The organism is Endobacter medicaginis, from assembly GCF_014192375.1.
In the GTDB taxonomy this organism is placed as follows: Bacteria; Pseudomonadota; Alphaproteobacteria; order Acetobacterales; family Acetobacteraceae; genus Endobacter; species Endobacter medicaginis.
The window spans coordinates 57,261-79,566 of the sequence record NZ_JACHXV010000007.1 but is presented as its reverse complement, the minus strand read 5'-3'; the positions used below and the strand labels follow the sequence as shown (position 1 = coordinate 79,566).

The 22,306-nt window shown below is 70.0% G+C and carries 18 protein-coding genes; 4 read left to right on the top strand and 14 right to left on the bottom strand.

All coding sequences use genetic code 11. The features are described 5' to 3' along the window. Positions 1 to 5 precede the first annotated feature (5 nt). The 5 genes from FHR90_RS10820 to FHR90_RS10800 form a co-directional block, all read right to left on the bottom strand. The gene (locus tag FHR90_RS10820) at positions 6 to 2,060 is read right to left on the bottom strand and encodes a TonB-dependent receptor (RefSeq protein WP_218062070.1); all 2,055 of its coding nucleotides are present in this window, start codon (positions 2,058 to 2,060) and stop codon (positions 6 to 8) included. A gap of 54 nt (positions 2,061 to 2,114) precedes the next feature. After that, positions 2,115 to 4,301, bottom strand: coding sequence for a TonB-dependent receptor (locus FHR90_RS10815; protein ID WP_183275227.1), 2,187 nt, complete (start codon positions 4,299 to 4,301; stop codon positions 2,115 to 2,117). Positions 4,302 to 4,341: 40 nt separating this feature from the next. Further along, entirely contained in the window at positions 4,342 to 4,812 is a 471-nt protein-coding gene (locus FHR90_RS10810; RefSeq protein ID WP_183275226.1) for a DUF2946 family protein, read from the bottom strand. Positions 4,813 to 4,878: 66 nt separating this feature from the next. Beyond that, entirely contained in the window at positions 4,879 to 5,658 is a 780-nt protein-coding gene (locus FHR90_RS10805) for an SDR family oxidoreductase (protein ID WP_183275225.1), read from the bottom strand. A 42-nt stretch (positions 5,659 to 5,700) separates the two neighbouring features. Continuing rightward, positions 5,701 to 5,877 carry a hypothetical protein gene (locus tag FHR90_RS10800; RefSeq protein WP_176626090.1) on the bottom strand — a complete coding sequence of 59 codons (177 nt, stop codon included), beginning with the start codon at positions 5,875 to 5,877 and terminating at the stop codon, positions 5,701 to 5,703. A 165-nt stretch (positions 5,878 to 6,042) separates the two neighbouring features. Between FHR90_RS10800 and FHR90_RS10795 the strand changes: the two genes are divergently transcribed. After that, on the top strand, positions 6,043 to 6,246 hold the full coding sequence (locus FHR90_RS10795) for a cold-shock protein (protein WP_176626088.1): 204 nt from the start codon (positions 6,043 to 6,045) through the stop codon (positions 6,244 to 6,246). A 37-nt stretch (positions 6,247 to 6,283) separates the two neighbouring features. Here the strand turns inward: FHR90_RS10795 and FHR90_RS10790 are convergent, their stop codons facing one another. After that, complete coding sequence (locus FHR90_RS10790) at positions 6,284 to 7,390, bottom strand: NADH:flavin oxidoreductase (RefSeq protein WP_176626086.1); 1,107 nt, start codon at positions 7,388 to 7,390, stop codon at positions 6,284 to 6,286. A 58-nt stretch (positions 7,391 to 7,448) separates the two neighbouring features. Next, on the bottom strand, positions 7,449 to 10,361 hold the full coding sequence (locus FHR90_RS10785; RefSeq protein WP_183275224.1) for an ATP-dependent DNA helicase: 2,913 nt from the start codon (positions 10,359 to 10,361) through the stop codon (positions 7,449 to 7,451). Between the two features lie 107 nt (positions 10,362 to 10,468). On the opposite strand from FHR90_RS10785, the gene FHR90_RS10780 reads away from it, so the two are divergent. Both FHR90_RS10780 and FHR90_RS10775 read left to right on the top strand, forming a co-directional pair. Beyond that, complete coding sequence (locus FHR90_RS10780) at positions 10,469 to 12,088, top strand: lysine--tRNA ligase (RefSeq protein ID WP_176626214.1); 1,620 nt, start codon at positions 10,469 to 10,471, stop codon at positions 12,086 to 12,088. Between the two features lie 12 nt (positions 12,089 to 12,100). After that, positions 12,101 to 14,323: a lysylphosphatidylglycerol synthase domain-containing protein gene (locus FHR90_RS10775; protein ID WP_183275223.1), complete on the top strand. Its 2,223-nt coding sequence runs from the start codon at positions 12,101 to 12,103 to the stop codon at positions 14,321 to 14,323. Between the two features lie 39 nt (positions 14,324 to 14,362). Here FHR90_RS10775 and FHR90_RS10770 read toward each other — a convergent pair whose 3' ends face one another. The 4 genes from FHR90_RS10770 to FHR90_RS10755 form a co-directional block, all read right to left on the bottom strand. Next, the gene (locus FHR90_RS10770) at positions 14,363 to 16,072 is read right to left on the bottom strand and encodes a Na+/H+ antiporter (RefSeq protein WP_183275222.1); all 1,710 of its coding nucleotides are present in this window, start codon (positions 16,070 to 16,072) and stop codon (positions 14,363 to 14,365) included. Positions 16,073 to 16,097: 25 nt separating this feature from the next. Continuing rightward, positions 16,098 to 17,324, bottom strand: a complete 1,227-nt coding sequence (gene rocD / locus FHR90_RS10765; protein ID WP_183275221.1) for an ornithine--oxo-acid transaminase — start codon at positions 17,322 to 17,324, stop codon at positions 16,098 to 16,100. Then, the gene (locus FHR90_RS10760; RefSeq protein ID WP_176622631.1) at positions 17,321 to 18,181 is read right to left on the bottom strand and encodes a dimethylarginine dimethylaminohydrolase family protein; all 861 of its coding nucleotides are present in this window, start codon (positions 18,179 to 18,181) and stop codon (positions 17,321 to 17,323) included. The genes rocD and FHR90_RS10760 overlap by 4 nt, the downstream gene beginning before the upstream one ends. 268 nt (positions 18,182 to 18,449) lie before the next feature. Then, positions 18,450 to 19,505: an aldo/keto reductase gene (locus FHR90_RS10755; RefSeq protein WP_176622629.1), complete on the bottom strand. Its 1,056-nt coding sequence runs from the start codon at positions 19,503 to 19,505 to the stop codon at positions 18,450 to 18,452. A 136-nt stretch (positions 19,506 to 19,641) separates the two neighbouring features. On the opposite strand from FHR90_RS10755, the gene FHR90_RS10750 reads away from it, so the two are divergent. Further along, positions 19,642 to 20,559: a LysR family transcriptional regulator gene (locus FHR90_RS10750; RefSeq protein ID WP_176622627.1), complete on the top strand. Its 918-nt coding sequence runs from the start codon at positions 19,642 to 19,644 to the stop codon at positions 20,557 to 20,559. A gap of 50 nt (positions 20,560 to 20,609) precedes the next feature. On the opposite strand, the gene FHR90_RS10745 is transcribed toward FHR90_RS10750, so the two are convergent. Genes FHR90_RS10745 through thpR form a run of 3 tightly spaced genes read right to left on the bottom strand, consistent with a single transcriptional unit; the run spans position 20,610 to position 22,240 of the window. After that, positions 20,610 to 21,254 carry a uracil-DNA glycosylase family protein gene (locus FHR90_RS10745; RefSeq protein ID WP_176622625.1) on the bottom strand — a complete coding sequence of 215 codons (645 nt, stop codon included), beginning with the start codon at positions 21,252 to 21,254 and terminating at the stop codon, positions 20,610 to 20,612. Then, positions 21,190 to 21,720, bottom strand: a complete 531-nt coding sequence (locus FHR90_RS10740; RefSeq protein WP_176622623.1) for a copper chaperone PCu(A)C — start codon at positions 21,718 to 21,720, stop codon at positions 21,190 to 21,192. Before FHR90_RS10740 ends, FHR90_RS10745 begins: the two co-directional genes overlap by 65 nt. After that, complete coding sequence (gene thpR / locus FHR90_RS10735; protein ID WP_176622621.1) at positions 21,707 to 22,240, bottom strand: RNA 2',3'-cyclic phosphodiesterase; 534 nt, start codon at positions 22,238 to 22,240, stop codon at positions 21,707 to 21,709. Before thpR ends, FHR90_RS10740 begins: the two co-directional genes overlap by 14 nt. Positions 22,241 to 22,306: the final 66 nt, after the last annotated feature.

Below are 22,306 nucleotides of genomic sequence, written 5' to 3'. Positions count from 1 at the left end.
AGGTGTCAGTCGAGTTTCACCCGCACTCCCGCCGTGGCGGTGAACGGTCGCCCATAGAGCGGCGCGGTGAAGCCGTCATTGGTGCCGATATAGCGCCGGTCGAACAGGTTCTCGATCTGCGCGAAGCCTTCGACGCCATGTCCGAGCGGCACGCGCCCGCCGAGATCGACCACAAGGTGCTGCTGCGTGCGATAGATCGCGTCGGGATCGCCGCTGGTCGCCCCAAGCCAGCGCAGGCGCGGCGACAGCACCACCCCGCGCGGCCCGGTCCAGTCGAGTCCCGCACTGACCCGGTGCTTCGGAATGCCCGGCTGCTGCACGCCCACCGAGGCGGGATCCTCCGCGTTCCGCGTCACCACCGAATCCGCATAGGTGTAGCCCAGCGTGACCAGCAGCGCGTCGGCGGCCCTGAAGCTCAGTTCCGCCTCGACCCCGCGCGCGCGGGCACGCCCGGCATTGATCAGCCGCGCGCCGATGTCGAAGCCCGGCGGCAGCGCGTCGGCGTCGAGGTAGCGATAGGTGATGAAGTTCGAGATCACGCTGTCATAGGCGGTGGCCTGCAGGCGCACCGTGTCATGGATGTAGTCGAACCCAGCCTCGGCTCCCCTGAGCGTCTCGGGTGCGAGTGCGGAATTGCCATACAGGATGTATCCGGGCACGGAGGCCGCCCGATACAGGTTGTCCAGCGTCGGTGCGCGGAAGGCCCGATAGACCGCGCCGCGCAGCGCGAAGCCGGCCGGCAGGCGCCAGCGCAGCGAAAGGCGCGGATCGACATCGTTGCTGTGCCTGTGCGGCAGGTTCGCGCCCAGGCCCCCGGGCGTGTCGTCGGTGCCGTCATAGCTGAGGAAGTCCTGGTAGCGGACCGAGGCGAGCACCTGCACCTGCGGCAGCGGACGCAGATCCGCCTGCGCGAAGCCGCCGACGAAGCGCTGCGCGCCGGCGCCGAGATCGGTGCGCGTGAGCGCGCCGGTCTCGTCGAAGATGCGCGCGCGGTCGTTGCCGCGGATCGTGTGCCAGTCGATGCCGGCCGACAGCGCACGCAGCCATCCCGACCATTCGCGCCGCGCGCTCAGCGACGCGCCGCGATCCTGCGCACGGGTGAGGTGGCTGTTCTGCACATATTCCTCGGCCAGCGGATCCGCGCCGTCCGGCGTGCCGGGGTTGTCGGTCAGGAAGCGCTCGTCAATGAAGAAGCCGTTCAGTTCCAGCAGGCTTCGTCGATCCGGCCGCCAGCCCAGCGAGCCGGTGGTGCGCAGGTTGCGCTGCGTGTTGGTGTTGAGCCGGGTGAGGAAATTCTGGTCGTTGTCATACCAGCCTGCCCGCGCCCGCGCGGTGAGCGTCTCCGACAGATGCGCCTCGCCCGACACTGCTGCCGTATGCGCGGTGAACGATGTCGGCACGCTGACCGGACCCCGCGCGGAGACGATCTGCTCGACATAGCCGTCGGAGTGGCTCTGGCCGACATCGAGCCCGATCCCGTAAGACTGCCCGGCGACGGCGGCGTGACCATCGGTCCGTGTGGTGCCGCGGCTGCCGCCGGACGATGCCATCACCAGCTCCGTCCTGTCGATCGGCCGGGTGAGAATGTTGATCACACCGCCCATCGCATAGTTGCCCCACAGCGTGGCACCGCCGCCGCGCACCACCTCGACGCGCTCGATGGTGTCGAGCGGCACCTCGCTCCACTGCACATAGCCGAAGAACGGGTCATTGAGCGGAACGCCGTCGAGCAGCACCAGCGCGCGGATGCCGGACAGTCCGCGCATCGACACGATGGTGTCGGTCGGATGCTGCTCGTCGGTCGATGCGATCGGCAGGTCCACCGACGGGACGCGCCGCAGGATGTCGTCGATGCCGCGCGCCGGCGTGTCGGCGATCTGTGCCGCGCTGATCACGCTGACCGAGGCCGGCACATCGCCGATCGGATCGGGCGCGCGCGTCGCGGTCACGACGATCTCCTCGGTCGGCGACGGCGGGGGCGTCGTGCGCGCAGCCTGCGCGATGGCGTGGGCAGGCGCCCAGGCGATGACGCAGGTCATGACAGGCAGGATTCTGGACATGGGTTCGGCTCTCGCCGCGCATGGGCAGATCTGCCCATGGCGGATCAGGAAGGTTCAGAAGGTGGTGGCGAGCGAGACATTGACCGAGCGGCCGGGCGCGAGCAGCGCGCGCCGTCCCTCGCCGGCATCGAGCATGCGGCCGCCCAGCGGCAGGACGTATGTGTGGTCGAGCGCGTTGTCGACGCCGACATCCAGCGTCGTCCCCCGCCAGCGCCAGCTCGCCCCGAACCCCAGCAGCGCATAGCCGGGCGTCGCCGGCTCGTCGCGCAGCGCATCGACCAGCGTCTTCGCCGCCGCCCAGCTCAGCGAGATGCGGCCCGCGAACGCGCCGAGCCGTTCCGACAGCGTGGTGACGCCGTTGAGCGGCATCTGGTGATACAGAGACGTGCCGGTGGTCAGGTCGGTGCCGCGCACCCAGCTGAGCGTGGTGTCGAGCGTGCCGCGGCCGAAGCGGCGATCCGCCCACAGTCGCGCATGACCTCCGACATCGACGCCGAAACTCTCCGCGTCATGATTGGCGAACTGCAGCAGCGACGCGCCTGCGCCCAGCGCGCCCAGCGACACGACGTTGATGTAGCCCTGCGTGTAGTTGGTGAAGGGGCGCACGCTGAGCCGCCATCGCTGCGCATCCGCATCGCCCTGGGCCGGATCGTGCCAGAGCAGGGTGAAGCTGGCGATGTTGGCGGTCTCCGGCCTGAGGTTCAGGTTGCCGACATAGCCGTTGCCGTCGCCGAACCAGCCGATCATCTCGGCCGCCATCGCATCCACGCCCCAGGCATAGCGCTCGTAGAGATTCGGCGACCGCGTCTTGCGCGCATACCCGCCCTCGATGTCGAGCGCATCGGTAATCAGGTATTTCGCCGTGGCCGTCACGTCGAAATTGACGTCCGTGCGCCCCCGGTGCGCCGCATTGAACGCATCGGCCGCCATCGCGTCGTCCGACGGCATCGCCATCGCGTCCATCGGCATCGCGTCCATCGGCATCGTGCCCATCGACATCGCCATGCGGGAATAGGGCGCGACCGGTCCGGTGTTCATCATGACGATGTCGTTGCGCCAGCCCAGCTCCGTCGACAGCCTCCGGTTCCACTGCGCGTCCCATTGCAGGTACTGCGCCTCATGGTCGCGGTGTGCGTCATTGACGTTGTGCCAGGTGCCGGGCCCCATCATCATGCTGCCCGGCAGCGGCGGCCACCAGTCGTTCAGCCCGTCATGGTCGAAGCTGGTGCCGAGCTTCACCGTGTGGATGCCGCGCGGGATGGTCAGATCCAGCGCATACCCCGCCTGGCGCGCGGCGGTATTCATCGGCATGCCGGTGGTCGCGGAATGCCCGCCCTTGTCGTCGAGCATGTTCATCACATGATCCACGCGCTGCCAGTGGCCGCCGAGTTCGAGGCTGGCGCCGTCGAGGAACCCGCGATCGAAGCGGTGCGTCCAGCGACCGTTGAGGAAGCTCGAACGGTTGTTGGTCATATCCATGTACTGGTTGGCAAAGGCCTCGTAGGGAATGTCCTGCTGGCCGAAGGTCAGCTCGAACTGATCGTTGCGTCCCTGCAGGCCGAGTGTTGCCGCGTGATTAAAGGCGAGGAAGCTGGTCGAACGCACGATCCCGCCATCACCGCCCGCGCGATAATCGTCCGCCTGCCGGTAGGCGCCGCTCCAGCGCAGCGAGAGATGGTCGTCGGCGACCGTGACCTCGCCCGACACCCCGCGCCCGTCGGCATTGCTGCCGTAGTTCGCAGCCAGGCGGCCGGTCACGAGGACATGGCCCGGCTCGGCATAGCGCGGTGGCCGGCGGCGGATCTCGATCGTGCCACCGGTACTGTCGCCGCCGAGACTGACCGGCGTGATGCCGGCGATCGCACGCGCCGTCTGCACCATGTCCGGATCGATATACGACATCGCCGGATTCATGTGGTTCGGACAGGCGGACTCCATCCGCACGCCGTCGATGAGGGTATTGATGCGGTCGTCGGCCATGCCGTCGAGCACCGGCAGCGCCGACACGCCGCCTGCGCTGTAGGCCGAAAATCCCGGCGTGCCGGTGAACAGCGCGGTGGTGTCCGCATCGTGCGCCGGCAGCGTCGAGACGCCGAGCACGGTAATCGACTGTTCGATGACGGCGGTGGGCGCATCGGCGGCGAGGGCAGGGCGGCACGGCGCGGTCGTGCCGAGCAGCAGCACAACCGGCAGGCGGCCGGCCATGCGCGCCCGACCGCGCGCGGGCGGTTGGATCGACATGAGACGATATCCTTGAAGGTCTGGAACGGAGGGTTCGGAATCAGACCGTCAGGGGTGGCGCGCGCGCGGGCGGCAGGGTCGAGCGCCGCGCGACGATCAGCGCCTGCAGCGCCATCAGCCGCCGGGCCGCGAACATCCCGCGCACCGGCAGCGGCAGCGCCGGCAGCAGGGGCAGCAGCCCCGGCGGCAGGTGCAGCAGCCCGCACAGGGCGCAGCAGGTGCGGAAATCGCCGTGATGTGACTGATCCCGATCGGGCGCCTGCGGCGGGCAGCATTCCGCCACGCCCGCCATGTCGTCGGCATCGGCCGCCATGCCGGTCATCGTCATCTCGGCGGGGATCGCCTGCCCGGCGATGTCGCCGACCAGCCGTTCGAGCGTGCTGCGCGGCATCTCCCCGGGGCGTGCGGCCGCTTCCAGCGTCAGCAGGCCGATCAGGCCCTGCAGCACCAGCAGCACGATCCCCCGGCGTCGCCAGCCGGGCCGTCTCGCGATCGTGGCGATCGGTCCCATGCGCGGTATGGACGCCACTGCCGAAACGATGTCAATCGTGGCCCCCGCGCCGCTCACCCGCCGGGGTCAGCCCAGCAGACCGCCATCGACCGGGATCAGCGTGCCGGTGACATAGGCAGCGCGCGGGCTGGCGAGAAAGGCGGCGACGGCGCCGAATTCCTCCGGCGTGCCGAAACGCCCGGCGGGGATGGTCTCGATGTCACGGCGGCGGACATCCTCGACGCTCAGCCCGTCCTTCGCCCGCGCCTCGGTCAGCGCCCTGGCGCGCGCCGTGTCGAACCGCCCCGGCATCAGCGTGTTGACCGTCACCCCGTCGCGCGCCACCTCGCGCGCCAGCGTGCGGCCCCAGTTGGCCAGCGCGGCGCGCAATGCGTTCGACAGCACCAGCCCGGGGATCGGCTCCACCACGCTGGTCGACGAGACCATGATGATGCGGCCGAAGCGGCGCTCGCGCATCGCCGGCAGGAAGGCGTCGGTCAGCGTCATCGTCGGCAGCAGCATCTTCGCCGCCTGTGCCTGCCACAGCGCCGGGTCGAACCGGGTGGCGACGCCCGGCGGCGGGCCGCCGCCGTTGCCGATCAGGATGTCCGGCGTGCCGATCCGTTCGACGATGTCGCCGATCGCGGCGCCGACCGCCTCCGGCTCGGCGAGATCGACGGCGAGCGTGCCGACCCCGGCGCCGCTCGCCTGCCGCAGCCGTTCGGCCGCCGCCGCCAGCCGCCCGGCATCGCGCGCCAGCAGACACACGCGCGCACCCGCCTCGGCGAGCGCCGTTGCGATGCCCAGGCCCAGGCCGCTGCTGCCACCCATCACCAAAGCCGCACGGTCACGCAGGAGCAGATCCATCGACGATCTCCATCGGCCCTTGGTCGGGTCCTGTCCCTGTCCCTACAGGATCACGCCGCGCCACCACATCTGCGCCAGCACACCGCTCAGCCCGAGGGCGACGATGACCAGCGCGGTGAGCATCGCGCGCGCCTCGTCGCCGGTCTGCCAGCGCACCAGCAGATGCGCCAGCAGCGCGATGACGATCATGGCGGCCAGCAGGCCATGGGTCAGGGTCATGCCATACATACCATGTGTGTCGGGCCGGCCGCGCAAGAGACAATTGACAAGCCGGCGCTTCCCGATGCCACATTGCAACGAGCGGTGGGTTCCGTGCTGACGGTTCCGCTTGAGTAACGATGGGTCCGGCGAAAATACCGCCGCGGCTGGATAAGGATTGCGGCTATGGCGACTGGAACCGTCAAATGGTTCAACACCACCAAGGGCTTCGGCTTCATCATGCCCGATGATGGCGGCAAGGACGTGTTCGTCCACATCACCGCCGTGCAGGCGGCCGGCCTGCGCGGCCTCAACGAGGGCCAGAAGATCGCCTACGAGATCGTCACCGAGCGCGGCAAGGCGGCCGCCTCCAACCTCAAATCCGTCTGAACGGACGGGGCGTCGTCGCGCGCCCCGTCCCCGGTCCTCAGACCAGCTCGGCCAGTGCGGCCGGGCTGAAGGGCCTGAGCTCGTCGGTGCGACCGTCGCGGACCTTGTCGACCCAGTGCGGGTCGGTGATCAGCGCGCGTCCCACCGCGATCAGGTCGAACTCGTCGCGCTCCATCCGCTCGAGCAGCGCATCGAGGCTGGCCGGCTCCGAGCTCTCGCCGCGGAAGGAGGCCATGAACTCCCCCGACAGCCCCACCGAACCGACCGAGATCGTCGCCGCCCCGGTCAGCTTCTTCGCCCAGCCGGCGAAGTTCAGCCCGTTCCCGCCGTCGATCTCGGGAAATTCCGGCTCCCAGAACCGCCGCTGCGAGCAGTGCAGGACGTTCGCCCCCGCCTCCACCAGCGGCGTCAGCCAGGCTTCCATCTCCGCCGGGCTGGTCGCCAGCCGGGCGGCATAATCCTGCTGCTTCCACTGGCTGAGCCGGATGATCACCGGCATCTCGGGCCCCACCGCCGCACGCACCGCACGGATCGCTTCCACCGCGAAGCGCGACCGCTCGGCGATCGTCGCACCCCCCCAGCGGTCGGTGCGGACATTGCTGCCCGCCCAGAAGAACTCGTCGATCAGATAGCCATGCGCGCCATGCAGTTCGACGGTGTCGAAGCCGAGCGCCTTGGCGTCGCCGGCCGCGCGACCGAACGCCGCGATCGTGTCGGCGATCGCCGCCTCGCTCATCGCCTCGCCACGCGGCTTGCCCGGCCCGATCAGCCCCGACGGGCTCTCGACCGGCGTGCCCGGCTCGAAATTGCCGTATTTCATCGCCCCCGTGTGCCAGATCTGCGGCGCCATGTGGCCGCCCTCGGCATGCACCGCGTCGATCACCCGCTTCCACCCGCCCAGCGGCGCCTCGCCGTGGAAGAACGGGATCTTGGGATCGTTGCGCGCGTTCGGCCGGTCGATCACCGTGCCTTCGGAGATGATCAGCCCGACCGATCCGGCGCGTCGGGCATAATATTCGGCGACGTTCTCGCCCGGCACGCCCTCCGGCGAAAAGGTGCGCGTCATCGGCGCCATCACGATCCGGTTGGGCAGGCTCAGGCTGCCGAGGCTGAAGGGGCGGAACAGCGTGTCGGTGGATGCCATCTGGATGGCCTCTCTGATTTCAGGAACGATCATTCAGATAAACGACGCTGCGGCGCCGTCAAGCCGGCGGCAGGAAATCCCTGATCGCCGCCGCCGCCTGTGCGAGGCCCACCCGCTCCACCGCCACTCCGCGCGGAAACGCGCCGAGCAGCCGGCTCGGCATGCGCCGGTCGAGCAGCACGAACACCCCGCGATCGCCCGCCGAGCGGATCAGCCGCCCGAACGCCTGCCGCAGCCGCAGCCGCGCGATGCGGTCGTCATACGCCGCACCCTCGCCGGCCAGATGGATGCGCCGCTCGCGATGCAGGATGTCGGGCCGCGGCCACGGCACCCGCTCGAACACCACCAGCCGCAGCGCGCGCCCCGGCACGTCCACCCCGTCGCGCATCGCATCCGTCCCCAGCAGGCACGAATCGGTCTCGGTGCGGAAGATGTCGACCAGGGTGGCATTGTCCATCGCATCGACATGCTGGGCATACAGCCCGATCCCCTCCGCCTCCAGCGCCGGCGCGAGCCGCGCATGCACCGCGCGCAGCCGCGAGATCGCGGTGAACAGCCCCAGGCCCCCGCCGCCCGAAGCGGTGAACAGGGTGCGGAACGCGCCGGCCAGCGCGCCGGTCTCGCCATGCGCGACATCGGTGACCACGAAGGTCCGCGTCTGGCGCGCATAGTCGAAGGGGCTCGCCACCGAGGCGCGCAGGGCGGGCGAGGGGAGGTGGTTCGCGCCCACATGCGCCTCCGCCGCCCGCCAGCCCTCCTCCGCCGCATCCAGCCTGGGCGCATCCGCGCGCGTGACGTCCTCCGCCGGTCCGGTCTCGTCGCGCAGCGTCGCCGAGGTCACCAGCAGCCCATGCGCGGGCGCGGCCAGCGTGGCCGCGAACGGCACCGTCGGGTCCAGCCAATGCCGGTGCAGCCCGACCTCGCCGGTCTCCAGCGTCTGCCCCTCGCGCGCCTCCAGCCGCAGGAACAGCACATGCACCGGCATCATCCCCGGCTCCGGCGGCGGATCGCCGAGATCGCGCAGCATGCCGCTCCAGGCCTCCAGCGGCCCGATCGCGCGGCGCAGCAGGGTGCGCGCCGCGGCCTCGATGCGCAGCCGGGTCGGCGTATCGAGATCCTCGCCCTCGTCCTCCAGCCGCGCCAGCAGCCGCTCGACCAGCGTGTTGAGCGGTGCCGCGATGCGGTCGAGCGCGCGTTCCAGCCGCGCGGCCATCGCCGCGACCTCGTCGGGCACCGGATGGATGTCGCATTCCGCCTGCCGTCCCGGCTCGCGCGATGACGCTCCCGCGCCCCGGATGCGCGCCAGCACCTGCACGCGCAGCCGATGCAGCAGCGCCTCCGATGGATTGTCGAGCACCGGCTCGTCGGCCGGGGCATCCTCGTCGCCATCCACCGTCGCGCGCGCCGGGCTCAGCCGCAGCGCCCAGCCGGGGGCGGGCAGGGCACGCGCGGCCTGCAGGGCGGCGTCGAGCGGGCCTTCCAGCCCCTCATGCCCGGCGACCAGCTCGTCGAGCCGCCGGCGCAGGCCGCGCGCCCGCGACCGCGCCCCTTCCGCGCCCAGCAGCCAGCGCCGCAGCTCCGCCGCCTCCGCCCCCGAGAACGTCACCGCAAAGGCGCTGTCGGCGGCATCGAACAGATGGTGCCCCTCGTCGAACACATAGCGCGTCGGCAGCGCGTCCTCGTCGCCCGCGGTGCCGAACCGCCCGTGCATCGCCGCCTGCACCATCACCAGCGCATGGTTGGCCACCACCAGGTCCGCATGCCGGGCGCGGCGGATCGAATGCTCGACGAAACAGGTCTGGTAATGCGGACACGCCCCATGGATGCATTCGCCGCGCCGGTCGGCGAGCCCGGCGGTGTAGCCCCGCCCGAACAGCTCGACGAACCAGCCAGGCAGGTCGCCGCCGAGGATGTCGCCATCGGCACTCGCCCGCGCCCAGCGCGCGATCAGCCCGAGCCCGATCGCCGCCGTCGATGCGGGCGCGTTCGCCGCCGCATTGACCGCATCCTCCATGTTGAGCAGGCACAGATAGTTCTCGCGCCCCTTGCGCAGCACCACCCGCGCCCGCGCCGCCCGTGCGTGATCGGCATAGACACGTCGGCTCTCCGCCTCGATCTGGCGCTGCAGGTGCCGTGTATAGGTGCTGATCCACACCGTGCCCTGGTTGCGCTCCGCCCACAGCGAGGCGGGGGCGAGATAGCCCAGCGTCTTGCCGGTGCCGGTACCGGCCTCCGCCAGCAGCACCACCGGGTCGCCACGCACCGCCCGCGGCGCGAACGCCGCCGCCGCCGCATGGGCATAGTCCGACTGTCCGGCCCGGCTTTCGGCCGCAGCACCCAGCAGCCCCGCCAGCCGCGTGCGCGCCTCGGCCGGGCCGACCGGATGGGTCGCGGGCGGCGATCGCGGCGCGGTCTCCTCCCATTTCGGCAGCCGCCGCCAGATCCGCAGCGCGTCGGCCGGGTCCATCCGGCCCGGAATCGCAGCCCCGCCCTCGCGCAGTGCTGCCAGCACCGCCGCCCCCCAGCCCCAGCCGGCCTGCGCCATGCGCTGGGCGATGGCGGTGATCTCCGGCGCGTTGGGCGTGGCGGCCAGGTCGCGCACCCGGTCGAGCAGCCGGGCCGCGATGTCGTGCAGCATCATCGCCGCGCTCTCGCGATCGCGCGGCGGCGCGAGATCCAGCGCCAGCGCCAGCCCCCGCGGCGTCGGCGCCGCGGCCACCGCCGGGCAGGCAAAGGCGAACAGCTCCAGCAGGTCATAGGCCGGTCGCGGCGGCAGCCCGAGCCGCCTCCAGCTCGCCGGCCCGTGCACCAGCAGCGGCGGCTTCTCCCCGGCCAGCGCCGCCTCCACCGCCCCGGCGGCGAGGTCGAGCACCTCGCCATCCCCGCTCAGCAGGCTGGCCCGCCGCCACCCCGCCACCAGGCAGGGCTCTGTCGTCGTGGCGACCACGTCGGGAGGGGAAGGCGGGGTCATTCGCCCGCATGATGGCCCGCCCGCGCGGCGGAGGCCAGCGGATCGGCGAGCCGCCGATGACGGTTCAGATTGACCCGCGCCGCCCCGATACCTAGCTTCCGCAGACCATGTCCGACACCAGCACCGCCCCGCGCGCCCGCTCCTGGCCCTTCCAGGAGGCGGAAAAACTCATCCGTCACCTCGAGGCCGCCGGCAAACCGGCCGACCACGTGCCGCTGTTCGAGACCGGCTACGGCCCGTCCGGCCTGCCGCATATCGGCACCTTCGGCGAGGTCGCGCGCACCTGCTGGGTGCGCCAGGCCTTCACCACGCTCACCGGCCGCCCGACCCGCCTGCTGGCCTTCAGCGACGACATGGACGGGCTGCGCAAGGTGCCCGGCAACGTGCCCAACCAGGCGATGCTGGCCGAGCATCTTGGCAAGCCGCTCACCGAGGTGCCCGACCCGTTCGGCACCCATGCCAGCTTCGGCGCCCACAACAACGCCCGCCTGCGCGCCTTCCTCGACGGGTTCGGCTTCGACTACGAATTCGCCTCCGCCACCGAATACTACCGCTCCGGCCGCTTCGACGCCGCCCTGCTGCGCGTGCTCGAGCGCCACGACGAGATCGTCGCCATCATCGCCCCCACCCTGGGCGAGGAGCGCCGCGCGACCTACTCGCCGATCCTGCCGATCCACCCGCTCACCGGCCAGGTGATGCAGGTCCGCATCGACGCCATCGACACCGCCGCCGGCACCGTCACCTGGACCGACCCCGAAGGCGTGGTGTTCGTCACCCAAGTCACCGGGGGCGCTGCCAAGCTGCAGTGGAAGGCCGACTGGGCGATGCGCTGGTTCGCCCTCGGCGTCGATTACGAGATGTCCGGCAAGGACCTGATCGACAGCGTGAAACTGTCCTCGCGCATCTGCCGCACGCTGGGCGCCGAGCCGCCGGTCAACCTTACCTACGAGCTGTTCCTCGACGACCAGGGCCGCAAGATCTCCAAGACCAAGGGCAACGGCCTGTCGATCGAGGAATGGCTGACCTACGCGCCGCCCGAAAGCCTCGCCACCTACATGTTCGCCGCCCCGCAGCGCGCCAAGCGGCTGTTCTTCGACGTCATCCCGCGCGCGGTGGACGACTACCTGGCCTTTGCCGGCAAGGCCCGCGCCGCCCAGGCCAGCGGCGATGCGGCCGCGCTCTCCGACAACCCGACCTGGTTCATCCATGGCGGCGAGGTACCGGCCAGCACCGACCTGCCGGTCAGCTTCGGCATGCTGCTCAACCTCGCCTCCGTCGCCAACACCGACAAGTCCGAGGTGCTGTGGGGCTTCCTGCGCCGCTACGCACCTGATGTAACCCCCCAGAGCAGCCCGCTGCTCGCCCGCCTCGTTGATCACGCCATCGTCTATTACCGCGACTTCGTCGCCCCGAAGAAATCCTTCCGCATTCCCGACGCCCGCGACCGCGCCGCCCTCACCGACCTCGCCGACACGCTGCGCGCCGCCAGCTCCGGCGCCCTGACCCAGCCCGCCCTGGATGCCGATGCCCTGCAGAACCTCGTCTTCGAGGTCGGCAAGCGCCACGACTACCCCTCGCTCCGCGACTGGTTCGGCTGCCTCTACGAGGTGCTGCTCGGCCAGACCGAAGGCCCGCGCTTCGGCATCTTCATCGCCATGTACGGCGTGCCCGAGACCATCGCCCTGATCGAGGCGAAGCTCGCCACCCCTGCCGAGCAGGCGGCCTGAGCCGGCCGGCCGATGAGCGTCCACCCGCCCGCCTCCGACCTCGCGCCGGACCCGGCCCCCCACAGCAGCCGGTGCGCGGCCCCCGGGCCCTCCGCGATGCAGCGCCTGCGCGGTCACCTGCCGCATCTGCTCGGCCTGATGCTGCTCGGGGGCGCGGTCTGGGTCGTGCACCGCGAGATGCGCGCCATCCACCTCGCCGACATCCGCGCAGCACTCTCCGCCACCCCGCACCACGCGGTGCTGATGGCCGCGCTGTGGACGCTGGTCTCCTACGGCACGCTGAGCTTCTACGACCGGCTGGCGACCATCTATGCCGGTCACCGCATCGCCTACCTGCGCACCGCCTTCGCCTCCTTCGTCTCCTACGTGCTGTCGCACAATCTCGGCTTCGCGGCGGTATCGGGGGCGGCGGTGCGCTACCGTCTCTATGCCAACTGGGGCCTGGGCGCGGCCGAGATCGCCCGCGTGGTGGCGTTCTGCTCGCTCACCTTCATCCTCGGCGCGCTTGTGCTCGGCGGCGTCGTGCTGCTGGCCGCCCCCGGCGCGGTCGCGCATCTGCTGCACGCGCCGCGTCCGCTGCTGTGGGCGATCGGTGCCGGCATGTGGCTGGCCGTCGCCGCCTACGCCACGCTGTCGACCCGCATCCGTCACGTCACCCTGTTCGGCCACCGCATCGACCTGCCGGGCCCCGCCACCGCCCTGCGCCAGATCGTGCTGGCCACCGCCGAACTGGGGGCGACCGCCGCCATCGCCTACGCCGCCCTGCCGTCCGAGACCCTGCCCGGTGCCGCGCCCTTCGGCTACCTGACCTTCCTCGCCATCTATCTCGCCGCCTACACGGCCGGGCTCGCCGCCAACATCCCCGGCGGCCTCGGCGTGTTCGACGGCGCGATGCTGGTCGGCCTGTCGCCGTGGTTCCCGACCCCTGCCATCCTGTCGGCGATCGTCATCTTCCGCCTGTTCTACTACATCATCCCGCTGTTCCTCGCCGGCGGGATGTTCGCCGCCCACGAGATCCTGCTGCGCGGCGGCGGCCTGATCGACCGCCTGCCCGCCGGCCTGCGCCCCGGCGAGCGCCTCGCCCTGATCCGCGAGGCCGATGCCGAATTCGCCGCCAGCACCGCCGTCGGCGCGGTCGGACTGTCGGGCGCGATGCTGCTGGCCCTCACCGTCCTCGACGACACCCCCGGCCTGGTGCGTCCCGACATCCCCTGGTACTCGATGGATGTCGCCACCCTCGCCGCCGCCGCCTTCGGCTACGTCCCCTCGCTGATCGGGGTCGCCCTGCTGGTGCTCGCCGTGGGTCTCAAGCGCCGCGTCTCGCTGGCCTGGAGCATCACCATCGGCACGCTGGCCGCAGCGGCCGCGATCACCGTTGCGCAAGGCTACTCGCCGGTCGTGCCGCTGATCCTGGCCGCCGCCGCCGCCATCATCGCCCCCTTCCGCCGCTCCTACTACCGGCAGGCGCGCCTGCTGTCCGAGCCGCTGCACCCCGCCACCGCCCTGCCGGTGCTGCTGCTGGTCGCCAGCGTGGTCGCCTTCGTCTCGATGAACCATCGCCTCGAGGCGATGGGTGCGACGAGCTGGTGGGCGGTGATCTTCGCCCCCGAGGGTGTGCCCGGCGGCATCCGCATCGGCGTCGCCCTCGCCGTGCTGTGCAGCATCGGTGCCGGGCTGCGCCTGATCCTGCCCGGTCGCGTGCATCCGCTGCCCTGGGGCCATACCGCCCGCCAGCGCTATCTCGCCCTCAACGAGGGCACCTCCGCCGTCCCCAGCCCCGCCTGCGTCGACTACGCGCATGGTCTGGTGCCGAGCGACAATGGCCGCGCCGCCTATCCCTTCCGTCGCGTCGACCGCCTGCTGGTCGGCCTGGGCGACCCGGTCGGCACCCCCGCCGACCGGGTCGCCGCCATCTGGCGCCTGCGCGACCTCGCCACCCAGGAAGGCCGCGAACTCGCCATCTGGCGCGCCGCCGGCGGCGCATTGCTGCGCACCTACAGCGATATCGGCCTCGTCCCGGTCCACATCGCCACGCCGCAGCCCGGTGCGCCCGCCGGTGCGCCGCCCACCTATCTGTGCTGCGACGCCCGCCATGCGCCCGCCCTGCTGGCGCGCCTGCCATCCCTGTTCAGCCCGCCACCGCCCCGCCGCCGCCCCGGGCTGCGCCACGTCGCCGGGACCGTCACCCGCCTGCTGACCCGCACCCTCGCCGGCCGCTCCACCACCCTGCTGTAGGGCGAGGTCCCGCCGGGCCGGTTGGTCGGTCCCGCGCCCTCAGCCCGCGCTCGCCTCGTCCACCTGCCGCGGCAGCGCCTGCGCCTGGTTGGCCAGCACCGTCTCCTCGTAATCGATGTCGCGCAGCAGCTCGCGCTCGGTGGTGTCGCTGATCTGGCGGCGCTGGCGCAGTTCGCCCAGCCGCGTGCGCTCCGCCCGCAGCGCGCGCAGCCGCATCGAGCTTTCGAGGCGCTGGCGGATCAGCGCGTCGCGCCGCCAGCCACGCCCGTCATGCTCGCCGCGCGTGGTGTCCTCCTCGCCGCTGTCGCCCAGCAGGCGCAGCCGGCGCTGGAACTCGGCCACCAGCCCGCCGCGCACCTCCGCCCGGGCCTGCGCATCCGGGTCGGGCTCGGGCGCGTGGTCCGCCTGCACGCTGTCCAGCGCGGCATGCGCCATCGCGACGCGCGCCGCCTCGACCTCGTCGTCATGCGGCCGTCGCGCCACATCCGGCCGTTCCCGCAGCCGTCGTGTGACCAGCGGCAGCAGCAGGGCCGCCCCCAGCAGCGACACCACGATCACCCCGGCCGCCAGCGTCACCAGCAGGTCGCGATGCGGAAATCCCGCCCCTTCCGCGCCCGCTTCCGGCAGCGACAGCACGCCGGCGAGTGTCACCGCGCCGCGCACGCCGGCCAACGCCAGCCCCAGCGTGCCGGTGAAGGTCGGCACGATCGCGGTGCGGCCGCGCAGCCGTGCCACGCCCCAACGCACCCCCAGCGCCAGCCAGATCCACAGCAGCCTCAGCACCAGCAGGCCCACGGTGAGCATGGTCGCCAGCAGCCCCAGCCGCCACAGCGGCACATGCACCGCCCGCGCCAGCGCGATGCCCGTCGCGGTGATTTCCGGCAGTTGCAGCCCCAGCAGCAGGAACACCATGCCGTTGAAGACGAACGTCACCATTGCCCAGACCGAGGTCGCGCGCAGCCGGGTCAGCGTCTGCGCGCGACCGAAGATGCGGCTCTGGTTGGCATAGAGTCCGGCACTGACCGCGGCCAGGATGCCCGAGACCCCCAGATGCTCGGCGCCGAGATAGGCCGCGAACGGCAGCAGCACCACCAGCGTGCACTGCGTCGCCGGGTCGTCGAAGCCGATCCGCTGGAGCTGGCTGTTGACCAGGTTGAACCCCATCGTCAGCACCACCCCCACCGCCAGCCCGCCCAACGCGACCAGCGCGAAGTTTGCCGAGGCCGAGGCGAGCGAGAAGCTGCCGGTCATCGCCGCCGCCGCGGCGAACTTGAAGCAGACCAGCCCCGAGGCGTCGTTGAGCAGCGCCTCGCCCTGCAGGATGCGCATGAACCGGCTCGGGACCTGCGTCTCGTCGATCATGCTGCCCACCGAGACCGCATCGGTCGGCGACAGGATCGCCGCCAGCGTGAAGCCCACCACCAGCGGCAGTTCCGGCACGATCGCATGCAGCAGCCAGCCGCCGCCCAGCGTGCTGAACAGCACCAGGCCGACAGCCATCGCGATCACCACCCCCTGCACCTGCCGGAACTCGCGCAGCGGCATCAGGAACGCGTCCGAGAACAGCAGCGGCGGAATGAACAGCAGCAGGAACAGGTCCGGCTCGAAGCGCACATGCACCCCGGCCACCGCCAGCGCCGCCCCGGCGGCGATCAGCAGCAGCGGCAGCGGCAGCCGCACCAGCCGCGACAGCGGCCCGGCCACGGCGATGACCAGCAGGAGAAGCAGAACGGGCGTCGCGACATGCATGTCGTTGTGTAACGCGCCCGGTCACTCAGGCCAATTCGGCGAACACCCGTGCCAGTGTCGCGACTATCGCGTCCGCCTCCTCGTCACTGAGCACCAGTGGCGGGGCGAGGCGGATGGTGTGGTCGTGCGTCTCCTTGCACAGCAGCCCGGCCGCGGCGAGCGCCTCGCAGTAACGTCGCGCGCCGCCCGCGCGCGCATCGAGATCGAGCGCGATCATCAGCCCCCGCCCGCGGATCGCCACCACGCCTGGCAGGGCGGCCGCCTCGAGTGCTGCCATCACCCGGCGTCCCTGCGCGTCCGCGCGGCCGATCATCTGCTCGTCGCGCAGCACCGCCAGCGAGGCGCGCGCCACCGCGCAGGCCAGCGGATTGCCGCCGAAGGTCGAGCCATGCGTGCCCGGGGTCAGCACTTCGATCACATCCGCCCGCCCGACCACCGCCGAGACCGGATACAGCCCCCCGCCCAGCGCCTTGCCCAGCAGGGTGAGGTCCGCGCCCACCCCCTCGTGTTCGGCCGCCAGCCAGCGCCCGGTGCGGCCCAGCCCGGTCTGGATCTCGTCGAGGATCAGCAGGCAGCCGGCTGCGTCGCACAGTCGCCGGATTTCCGCGAGCCAGCCCGGCGGCGGGATGATGACGCCGGCCTCGCCCTGGATCGGCTCGACCAGCACCGCGGCGGTGTTCGGCCCGATCGCCGCCGCCATCGCGGAGGCGTCGCCATACGGCACGGTGCGGAACCCGGCCGGGAAGGGGCCGAAATTGCCGTTCGAGCCGGGATCGGTGGAAAAGCCGACGATGGCGATGGTGCGCCCGTGGAAATTCTCCGCGCACACCACGATCTCCGCCTGCCCGGCCGGGATGCCATGCCGCTCGTAGCCCCATTTGCGGGCCAGCTTGAGCGCGCTTTCCACCGCCTCGGCGCCGGAATTCATCGGCAGCACGCGCTCCGCCTTCGGCATCGCCGGGCGCAGCACCGCGATCAGCTCCTCGTAGAACGCGCCGAGCTGGTCGTTGCGGAACGCCCGCGAGGTCAGCGACAGCCGCGCCGCCTGTTCGCTCAGCGCCGCGACGATGCGCGGGTGGCAATGCCCCTGGTTGACCGCGGAATAGGCGGCCAGGCAGTCGAGATAGCGCCGCCCCTCGACATCCCAGACCCACACGCCCTCGCCGCGCTCGATGACGATGTCGAGCGGCTTGTAGTTGTTCGCCCCGAACCGCTTCTCGAGCGCGATGGCGGCTGCCGCGCGATCGCTCACGCCGGATCGCTGCTGCGGTCCAGCCGCAGCGTCATGCAGTAGGCCGCCCCGCCCGACAGGATGAACGGTCCCAGATCGACCTCGCGCACCTCATAGCCCGCGGCCTCCAGCCGGGCGCGCAGGGCAGGGGGCGCCTTGGCCATCACCACCGTGCGGCCGAGATTGACCGCGTTGACGCACAGCGCCGCCGCATCCTCGTCGCTCGCCACGATCCGCTGCTCGGGAGCGACATGCGCCTCGATGGTGCGCAGGCCCTCCTCGGTGAACGCCTTGGGATAATACAGCACATGTCCGCCCGAGAGCGGGCAGAAGCACGTATCGAGATGGTAGTAGTCGGGGGTGGCGAGTTCGAGGCGCACCGTCTTCTGCCGGAAGAAATCCTCCACCGCATGCACGCCGGCGAGGTTGGTGCGCTGGCCGTGCCCGGCCCAGAAGAACCGCCGCCGCTGGTCCCAGATCGCATCGCCCGCGCCTTCGTGCACCGAATCCTCGGGGAAGGTGGCGACCTCCTCGATGATGTTGTGCCGTGCCAGCGCGGCGAAGGTCTCGACGAAGGCGTCGGTCTCGCCCTGGCGCTGCGGCCAGGCGAAACGCGCCACCAGCACGCGCCGATCCAGCACCACCGCCGCATTGGCCGGAAACACCATGTCCGGCAGTCCGGCAATGCCGGCCACCGTCGTCACCCGCGCCCCCGCCCCGGTGAGGGCGGAACGCAGGGCGGCGAACGAGGCGCGGGCGCGTTCGCCATTGGCCTGCGAATCCGCGGCCCAGGTGCCGGGCTCCATCCACGGATTGATCTGGTAGGAGACCTCGTAATGGGCAGGGTCGACCATCATGATCAGCGGCGAGGCGGTCATGTCGATGCCTTTGTTCGGATGTATCGGGCGCGCGTGTTGTGACAAGGCGCGGGCCTGCTGGCTAGAGGGTGTCACGTACTTCCCGACCGGCCTGGTTCAGGCGGGAGGGCAGGACGAGTGCCCGCAAACCGTATCCTTCTGACATTTCCGACGACGGGTGGCCGGTGGTCGTGCCCTACCTGACGCTGGTTCGCTCAGGCGGAGCTCGACCCCCCGTTCAGGCGATGATCATCGATCAGCATCGTGGGGTTTACGGTGTCGGGCCAAGTTATGCCGACGTCGTGCGTCTGAAAGGTTGAGGCACCCGGCCCTCATCCTGATTTTCGATCATCCAGCCGGGATACTCAGCCGGAAGTGCGCTGACTGCGTCCAACCGGCCCATCTCGTCAGCCGTCAAGACGACCTCGGTTGCACCGAGATTGTCCTCAAGCTGCACGACCTTCTTCGCTCCAACAATGACGCTCGTCACATATGGCTTCGCCAGCAACCAGGCCAGGGCAATTCTCGCGACCGAGACGCCTCGTGCATCGGCAATTTCACGCATCTCCGCAACACAGGCCCAGGCTCGATCCAGATTGACTGGCGGGAAGTCGAATTCGGTGCGACGTGCCCCTTCGACCGTAGGTGCGCCTGGACCGAACTTTCCCGACAACAGGCCACCCGCAAGCGGCGACCACACCATCAGTCCCAGTCTTTCGTCAGTGACCAGGGGTACAAGGTCGCGTTCGAGGTCGCGGCCAGCGATGGAATAATAGGCCTGAAGGGTTTCAAACCGGCCGATCCCGGATGCGGCACTCAATCCGAGGGCTTTGCCAATTTTGCCGGCGCGCCAATTGGAGACGCCAAAATAGCGTACGAGTCCCTGACTGCGCAGGTCGTCCAGAGCGCGGAGCGTTTCCTCAATCGGGGTTACGGGATCGCTGCTGTGGATCTGATAGAGATCGATGTAATCGAGTTGTAGCCGCTTCAGACTGGCGCTGACCGAATCCATGATGTGGGCACGCGACGCGCCGCGATCATTGGGACCGTCCCCTGTCGATACCCCTGTCTTCGTTGAGATCACGACGTCGCTGCGCTTGACGTCGAGGTTTCGCAGGGCCTGGCCCACCAGGCGCTCGGAGTGGCCAAATGAGTAGGCATCAGCGGTGTCGATGAAGTTTATGCCCGAGGCGAGAGCGTGGCCGATCAGCGCATCGGCTTCATCCTGACCCAACGCACCGATCATTTTCCACATGCCCGCATCGGTATTGCCGCCGAGCGTCATGGTCCCGAGGCAAAGTTCGGAAACGAACAGTCCTGTGCGTCCTAGTTGATTGTATTTCATGGAGATTCACCTCTGCCGTTGACCGGGTCATCTGGATGATGAGCCAACAGCATGGTGTGTGATTTTCTTATGATAAATATCGTGTAACCAAACGCATTGTTATCATTTTCCAAAACAATCCTTCCAGGAGTGATGGATGCGAAATCTCGAGGCCCTGGCCGTGTTCATCCGCGTGGCCGATATGGCAAGCTTTACACGTGCGGCCGACAGTCTCGGGATGCCGAAGGGAAGCGCCTCGCTGGCCGTTCGCAAACTGGAATCCGAGATCGGGGTGCGGCTTCTGCACCGGACGACGCGTTCCGTGCAGCTCACGGAAGACGGGCGAGCCTTTCTGGCGCGTGCCCATGATCTGCTGACGGATTTCGATGAGCTGCAGTCAATGTTTTCCGGCGACCAGGCTGCCATCCGAGGGCGGCTCCGGGTTGATTTGCCGACCGAACTGGCGCGCCGCATCGTTATGCCGGCCTTGCCCACCTTCATGGCCAACCATCCGGAATTCGTCCTGGAAATGTCCAGCACAGACCGGCGGGTCGATTTGGTTCAGGAGAGTTTCGACTGTGTCCTGCGCTTGGGTCCGATCGGCGATGAAACGCTCATTTCCCGACCTCTTGGTCACTTGCGGATGGTGAATGCTGCCAGTCCCGAATACCTGGAGCGCCATGGCACTCCCCAGACGCTGGATGACCTTCAGTCGCAAGGGCATCGTATGGTTCACTACACCATGACGCTTGGCGCCAGGCCTCCTGGCTGGGAATATCCCGATGGCGGTGCCTATGCCACGCTTCCTCTGGCTGGAAACCTGCAGGTGAATAGTGTCCAGACATACGAGGCGGCTGGCCTGGCCGGTATTGGCCTGATCCAGGCCCCCTTGTTTTCTCTTCAGCATCACTTTCACGACGGCACATTGGTGGAAATCCTCCCAACCTTGCGCCCCGAAGCATTGCCAGTGTCTTTCGTCGTTGCCCATCGACGAAACCTGTCGCGTCGCGTCCGGATATTTATGGATTGGATACGGGACGTGCTGAAGCCTTATCTGGACGAAAGGGTGTCATGAACCTGTCATGAGGGGCGGCGGCGTTTTTCATCGAGAAGCATGCGGGGAGCTCAGAGCAGTTCCGCCACCCGCCGTCGCAACTCCGGCAGCACCTCCGCAGCAAACCACGGGTTGCGACGCTCCCACACGCCGGTGCGCCAGGACGGGTGCGGCAACGGCATGACCTGCGGCAGGTAGTCGCGGAACCGCCGCACCCGCTCGGTCATCTGGCCGCGCCCGAGCGCCCAGGCCTGGGCATACGATCCCACCAGCAGCGTGAGCTTCACCTGCGGCATCGCCGCCAGCAGCCGCGCCCGCCACAGTGGCGCGCATTCCGGCCGCGGCGGCCGGTCGCCACCGTTCGGCAGCCGGCCCGGATAGCAGAACCCCATCGGCGCGATGGCGATGCGGCTGTCGTCGTAGAAGGTCGCCTTGTCGACCCCGAGCCAGTCGCGCAGCCGGTCGCCGGACGCGTCCCAGAACGACAGTCCCGACAGATGCACCTTGGTGCCCGGCGCCTGGCTCGCGATCAGCAGCCGCGCGGTGGTCGAGACATGGATGATCGGCCGCGGCCCCAGCGGCAGGACCTCGGCGCAGACCCGGCAGGCGCGGATCTCGGCGGCGAGGCTGGCGAGATCCTCGCGATCGGGCTCAGGGTTCGTTGACGGGGTTTCCCGGCGCGCCGAGCGAGAACACCACCAGCCGCTCGCCGGCATTGAGGAAGCCGAGCGTGCACGACACCGTCATCCCCGGCGCGAGATGGCTCTGCAGCCCGGTCAGCGAGATGTCGGCCTGCGCTGCCGAAGCGAGGTCCGCATCGCTGCCGGGCGTGCGGCCGGGGATGTCGAGCCCGTTCTGCTGCACGCCGTCGACCTGGCGCACGATGCCGTCGAGCAGTGCTGCCTGGCCGATCGGCGCGCAGTTGATGCGCACCAGCCGGTCCGGCACGGTGCCGGTATTGTCGATCCGCACATGCAGGGTCGCGGTCCGCGCCTGCGGATTGGCGTCGCCCCAGGCGGGGCCGACATACAGCGGCGCCACCGCCATGGTGGAGGCCCGCGCCGGCGCCGGATAGGGATTGACCTGCGCCGCACGGGCAAGGCCGTCGCCTCCGGTCACGGCGAGCGCACCTGCCAGCAGCGGCGCCGCCGGATGTAGGAACCGCCGCTCAGGCAAGCGCATAATCGACCTCCGGTGTGTAGACGGACTGCTCCTTGCCGAGCGCGGAGCTGAACAGGGTGAAGTGCTGCACCTCGACGGGCGCGCTGCGCATCAGGTTATGCGCGGCGACCCAGCTCGCCAACGCGGCAGGGGCGACATGGTCCACGCGGGCCAGCGTGATATGCGGACAGAAGCGCCGGCGCTCGGCATCGAGCCCGGCGCGGCGCAGTGCGGTATCCACCTTGCCCTGGAGATGGTCGAGCGCCGGATTGGGCGCCACCCGTGCCCACAGCGTGGTCGGCCGGCCCTGGCGCTCGAACGTGCCGAACCCGGCGATCTCGACGTTGAAGCCACGCGCCTTCACCGCCGCGAGGGCCAGATCGATCTCCTCGGCGACATGGTTGGGCGTCTCGCCGATGAAGCGCAGCGTGATGTGGTAGTTCTCAGCCGGGACCCAGCGCGCGCCCGCCAGGCTGCCGGCGAGATCCGCGAGACGCTCGCGCACGGACCAGGGCAGATCGAGTGCGACGAACAGGCGCATCAAACCCTCCATCCACCGAATGCCCGGGATCACAGCGTGCCAAGCCCCATCCCGGGGGTCAATGCG

What these genes read in the sequence shown, in the direction of transcription:
- FHR90_RS10820 (WP_218062070.1), bottom strand. Translation starts at nt 2,060, where the DNA reads ATGTCCAGAATCCTGCCTGTCATGACCTGCGTCATCGCCTGGGCGCCT.
- FHR90_RS10815 (WP_183275227.1), bottom strand. Translation starts at nt 4,301, where the DNA reads ATGTCGATCCAACCGCCCGCGCGCGGTCGGGCGCGCATGGCCGGCCGC.
- FHR90_RS10810 (WP_183275226.1), bottom strand. Translation starts at nt 4,812, where the DNA reads ATGGGACCGATCGCCACGATCGCGAGACGGCCCGGCTGGCGACGCCGG.
- FHR90_RS10805 (WP_183275225.1), bottom strand. Translation starts at nt 5,658, where the DNA reads ATGGATCTGCTCCTGCGTGACCGTGCGGCTTTGGTGATGGGTGGCAGC.
- FHR90_RS10800 (WP_176626090.1), bottom strand. Translation starts at nt 5,877, where the DNA reads ATGACCCTGACCCATGGCCTGCTGGCCGCCATGATCGTCATCGCGCTG.
- FHR90_RS10795 (WP_176626088.1), top strand. Translation starts at nt 6,043, where the DNA reads ATGGCGACTGGAACCGTCAAATGGTTCAACACCACCAAGGGCTTCGGC.
- FHR90_RS10790 (WP_176626086.1), bottom strand. Translation starts at nt 7,390, where the DNA reads ATGGCATCCACCGACACGCTGTTCCGCCCCTTCAGCCTCGGCAGCCTG.
- FHR90_RS10785 (WP_183275224.1), bottom strand. Translation starts at nt 10,361, where the DNA reads ATGACCCCGCCTTCCCCTCCCGACGTGGTCGCCACGACGACAGAGCCC.
- FHR90_RS10780 (WP_176626214.1), top strand. Translation starts at nt 10,469, where the DNA reads ATGTCCGACACCAGCACCGCCCCGCGCGCCCGCTCCTGGCCCTTCCAG.
- FHR90_RS10775 (WP_183275223.1), top strand. Translation starts at nt 12,101, where the DNA reads ATGAGCGTCCACCCGCCCGCCTCCGACCTCGCGCCGGACCCGGCCCCC.
- FHR90_RS10770 (WP_183275222.1), bottom strand. Translation starts at nt 16,072, where the DNA reads ATGCATGTCGCGACGCCCGTTCTGCTTCTCCTGCTGGTCATCGCCGTG.
- FHR90_RS10760 (WP_176622631.1), bottom strand. Translation starts at nt 18,181, where the DNA reads ATGACCGCCTCGCCGCTGATCATGATGGTCGACCCTGCCCATTACGAG.
- FHR90_RS10755 (WP_176622629.1), bottom strand. Translation starts at nt 19,505, where the DNA reads ATGAAATACAATCAACTAGGACGCACAGGACTGTTCGTTTCCGAACTT.
- FHR90_RS10750 (WP_176622627.1), top strand. Translation starts at nt 19,642, where the DNA reads ATGCGAAATCTCGAGGCCCTGGCCGTGTTCATCCGCGTGGCCGATATG.
- FHR90_RS10745 (WP_176622625.1), bottom strand. Translation starts at nt 21,254, where the DNA reads ATGCCGGCGAGCGGCTGGTGGTGTTCTCGCTCGGCGCGCCGGGAAACC.
- FHR90_RS10740 (WP_176622623.1), bottom strand. Translation starts at nt 21,720, where the DNA reads ATGCGCTTGCCTGAGCGGCGGTTCCTACATCCGGCGGCGCCGCTGCTG.
- thpR (WP_176622621.1), bottom strand. Translation starts at nt 22,240, where the DNA reads ATGCGCCTGTTCGTCGCACTCGATCTGCCCTGGTCCGTGCGCGAGCGT.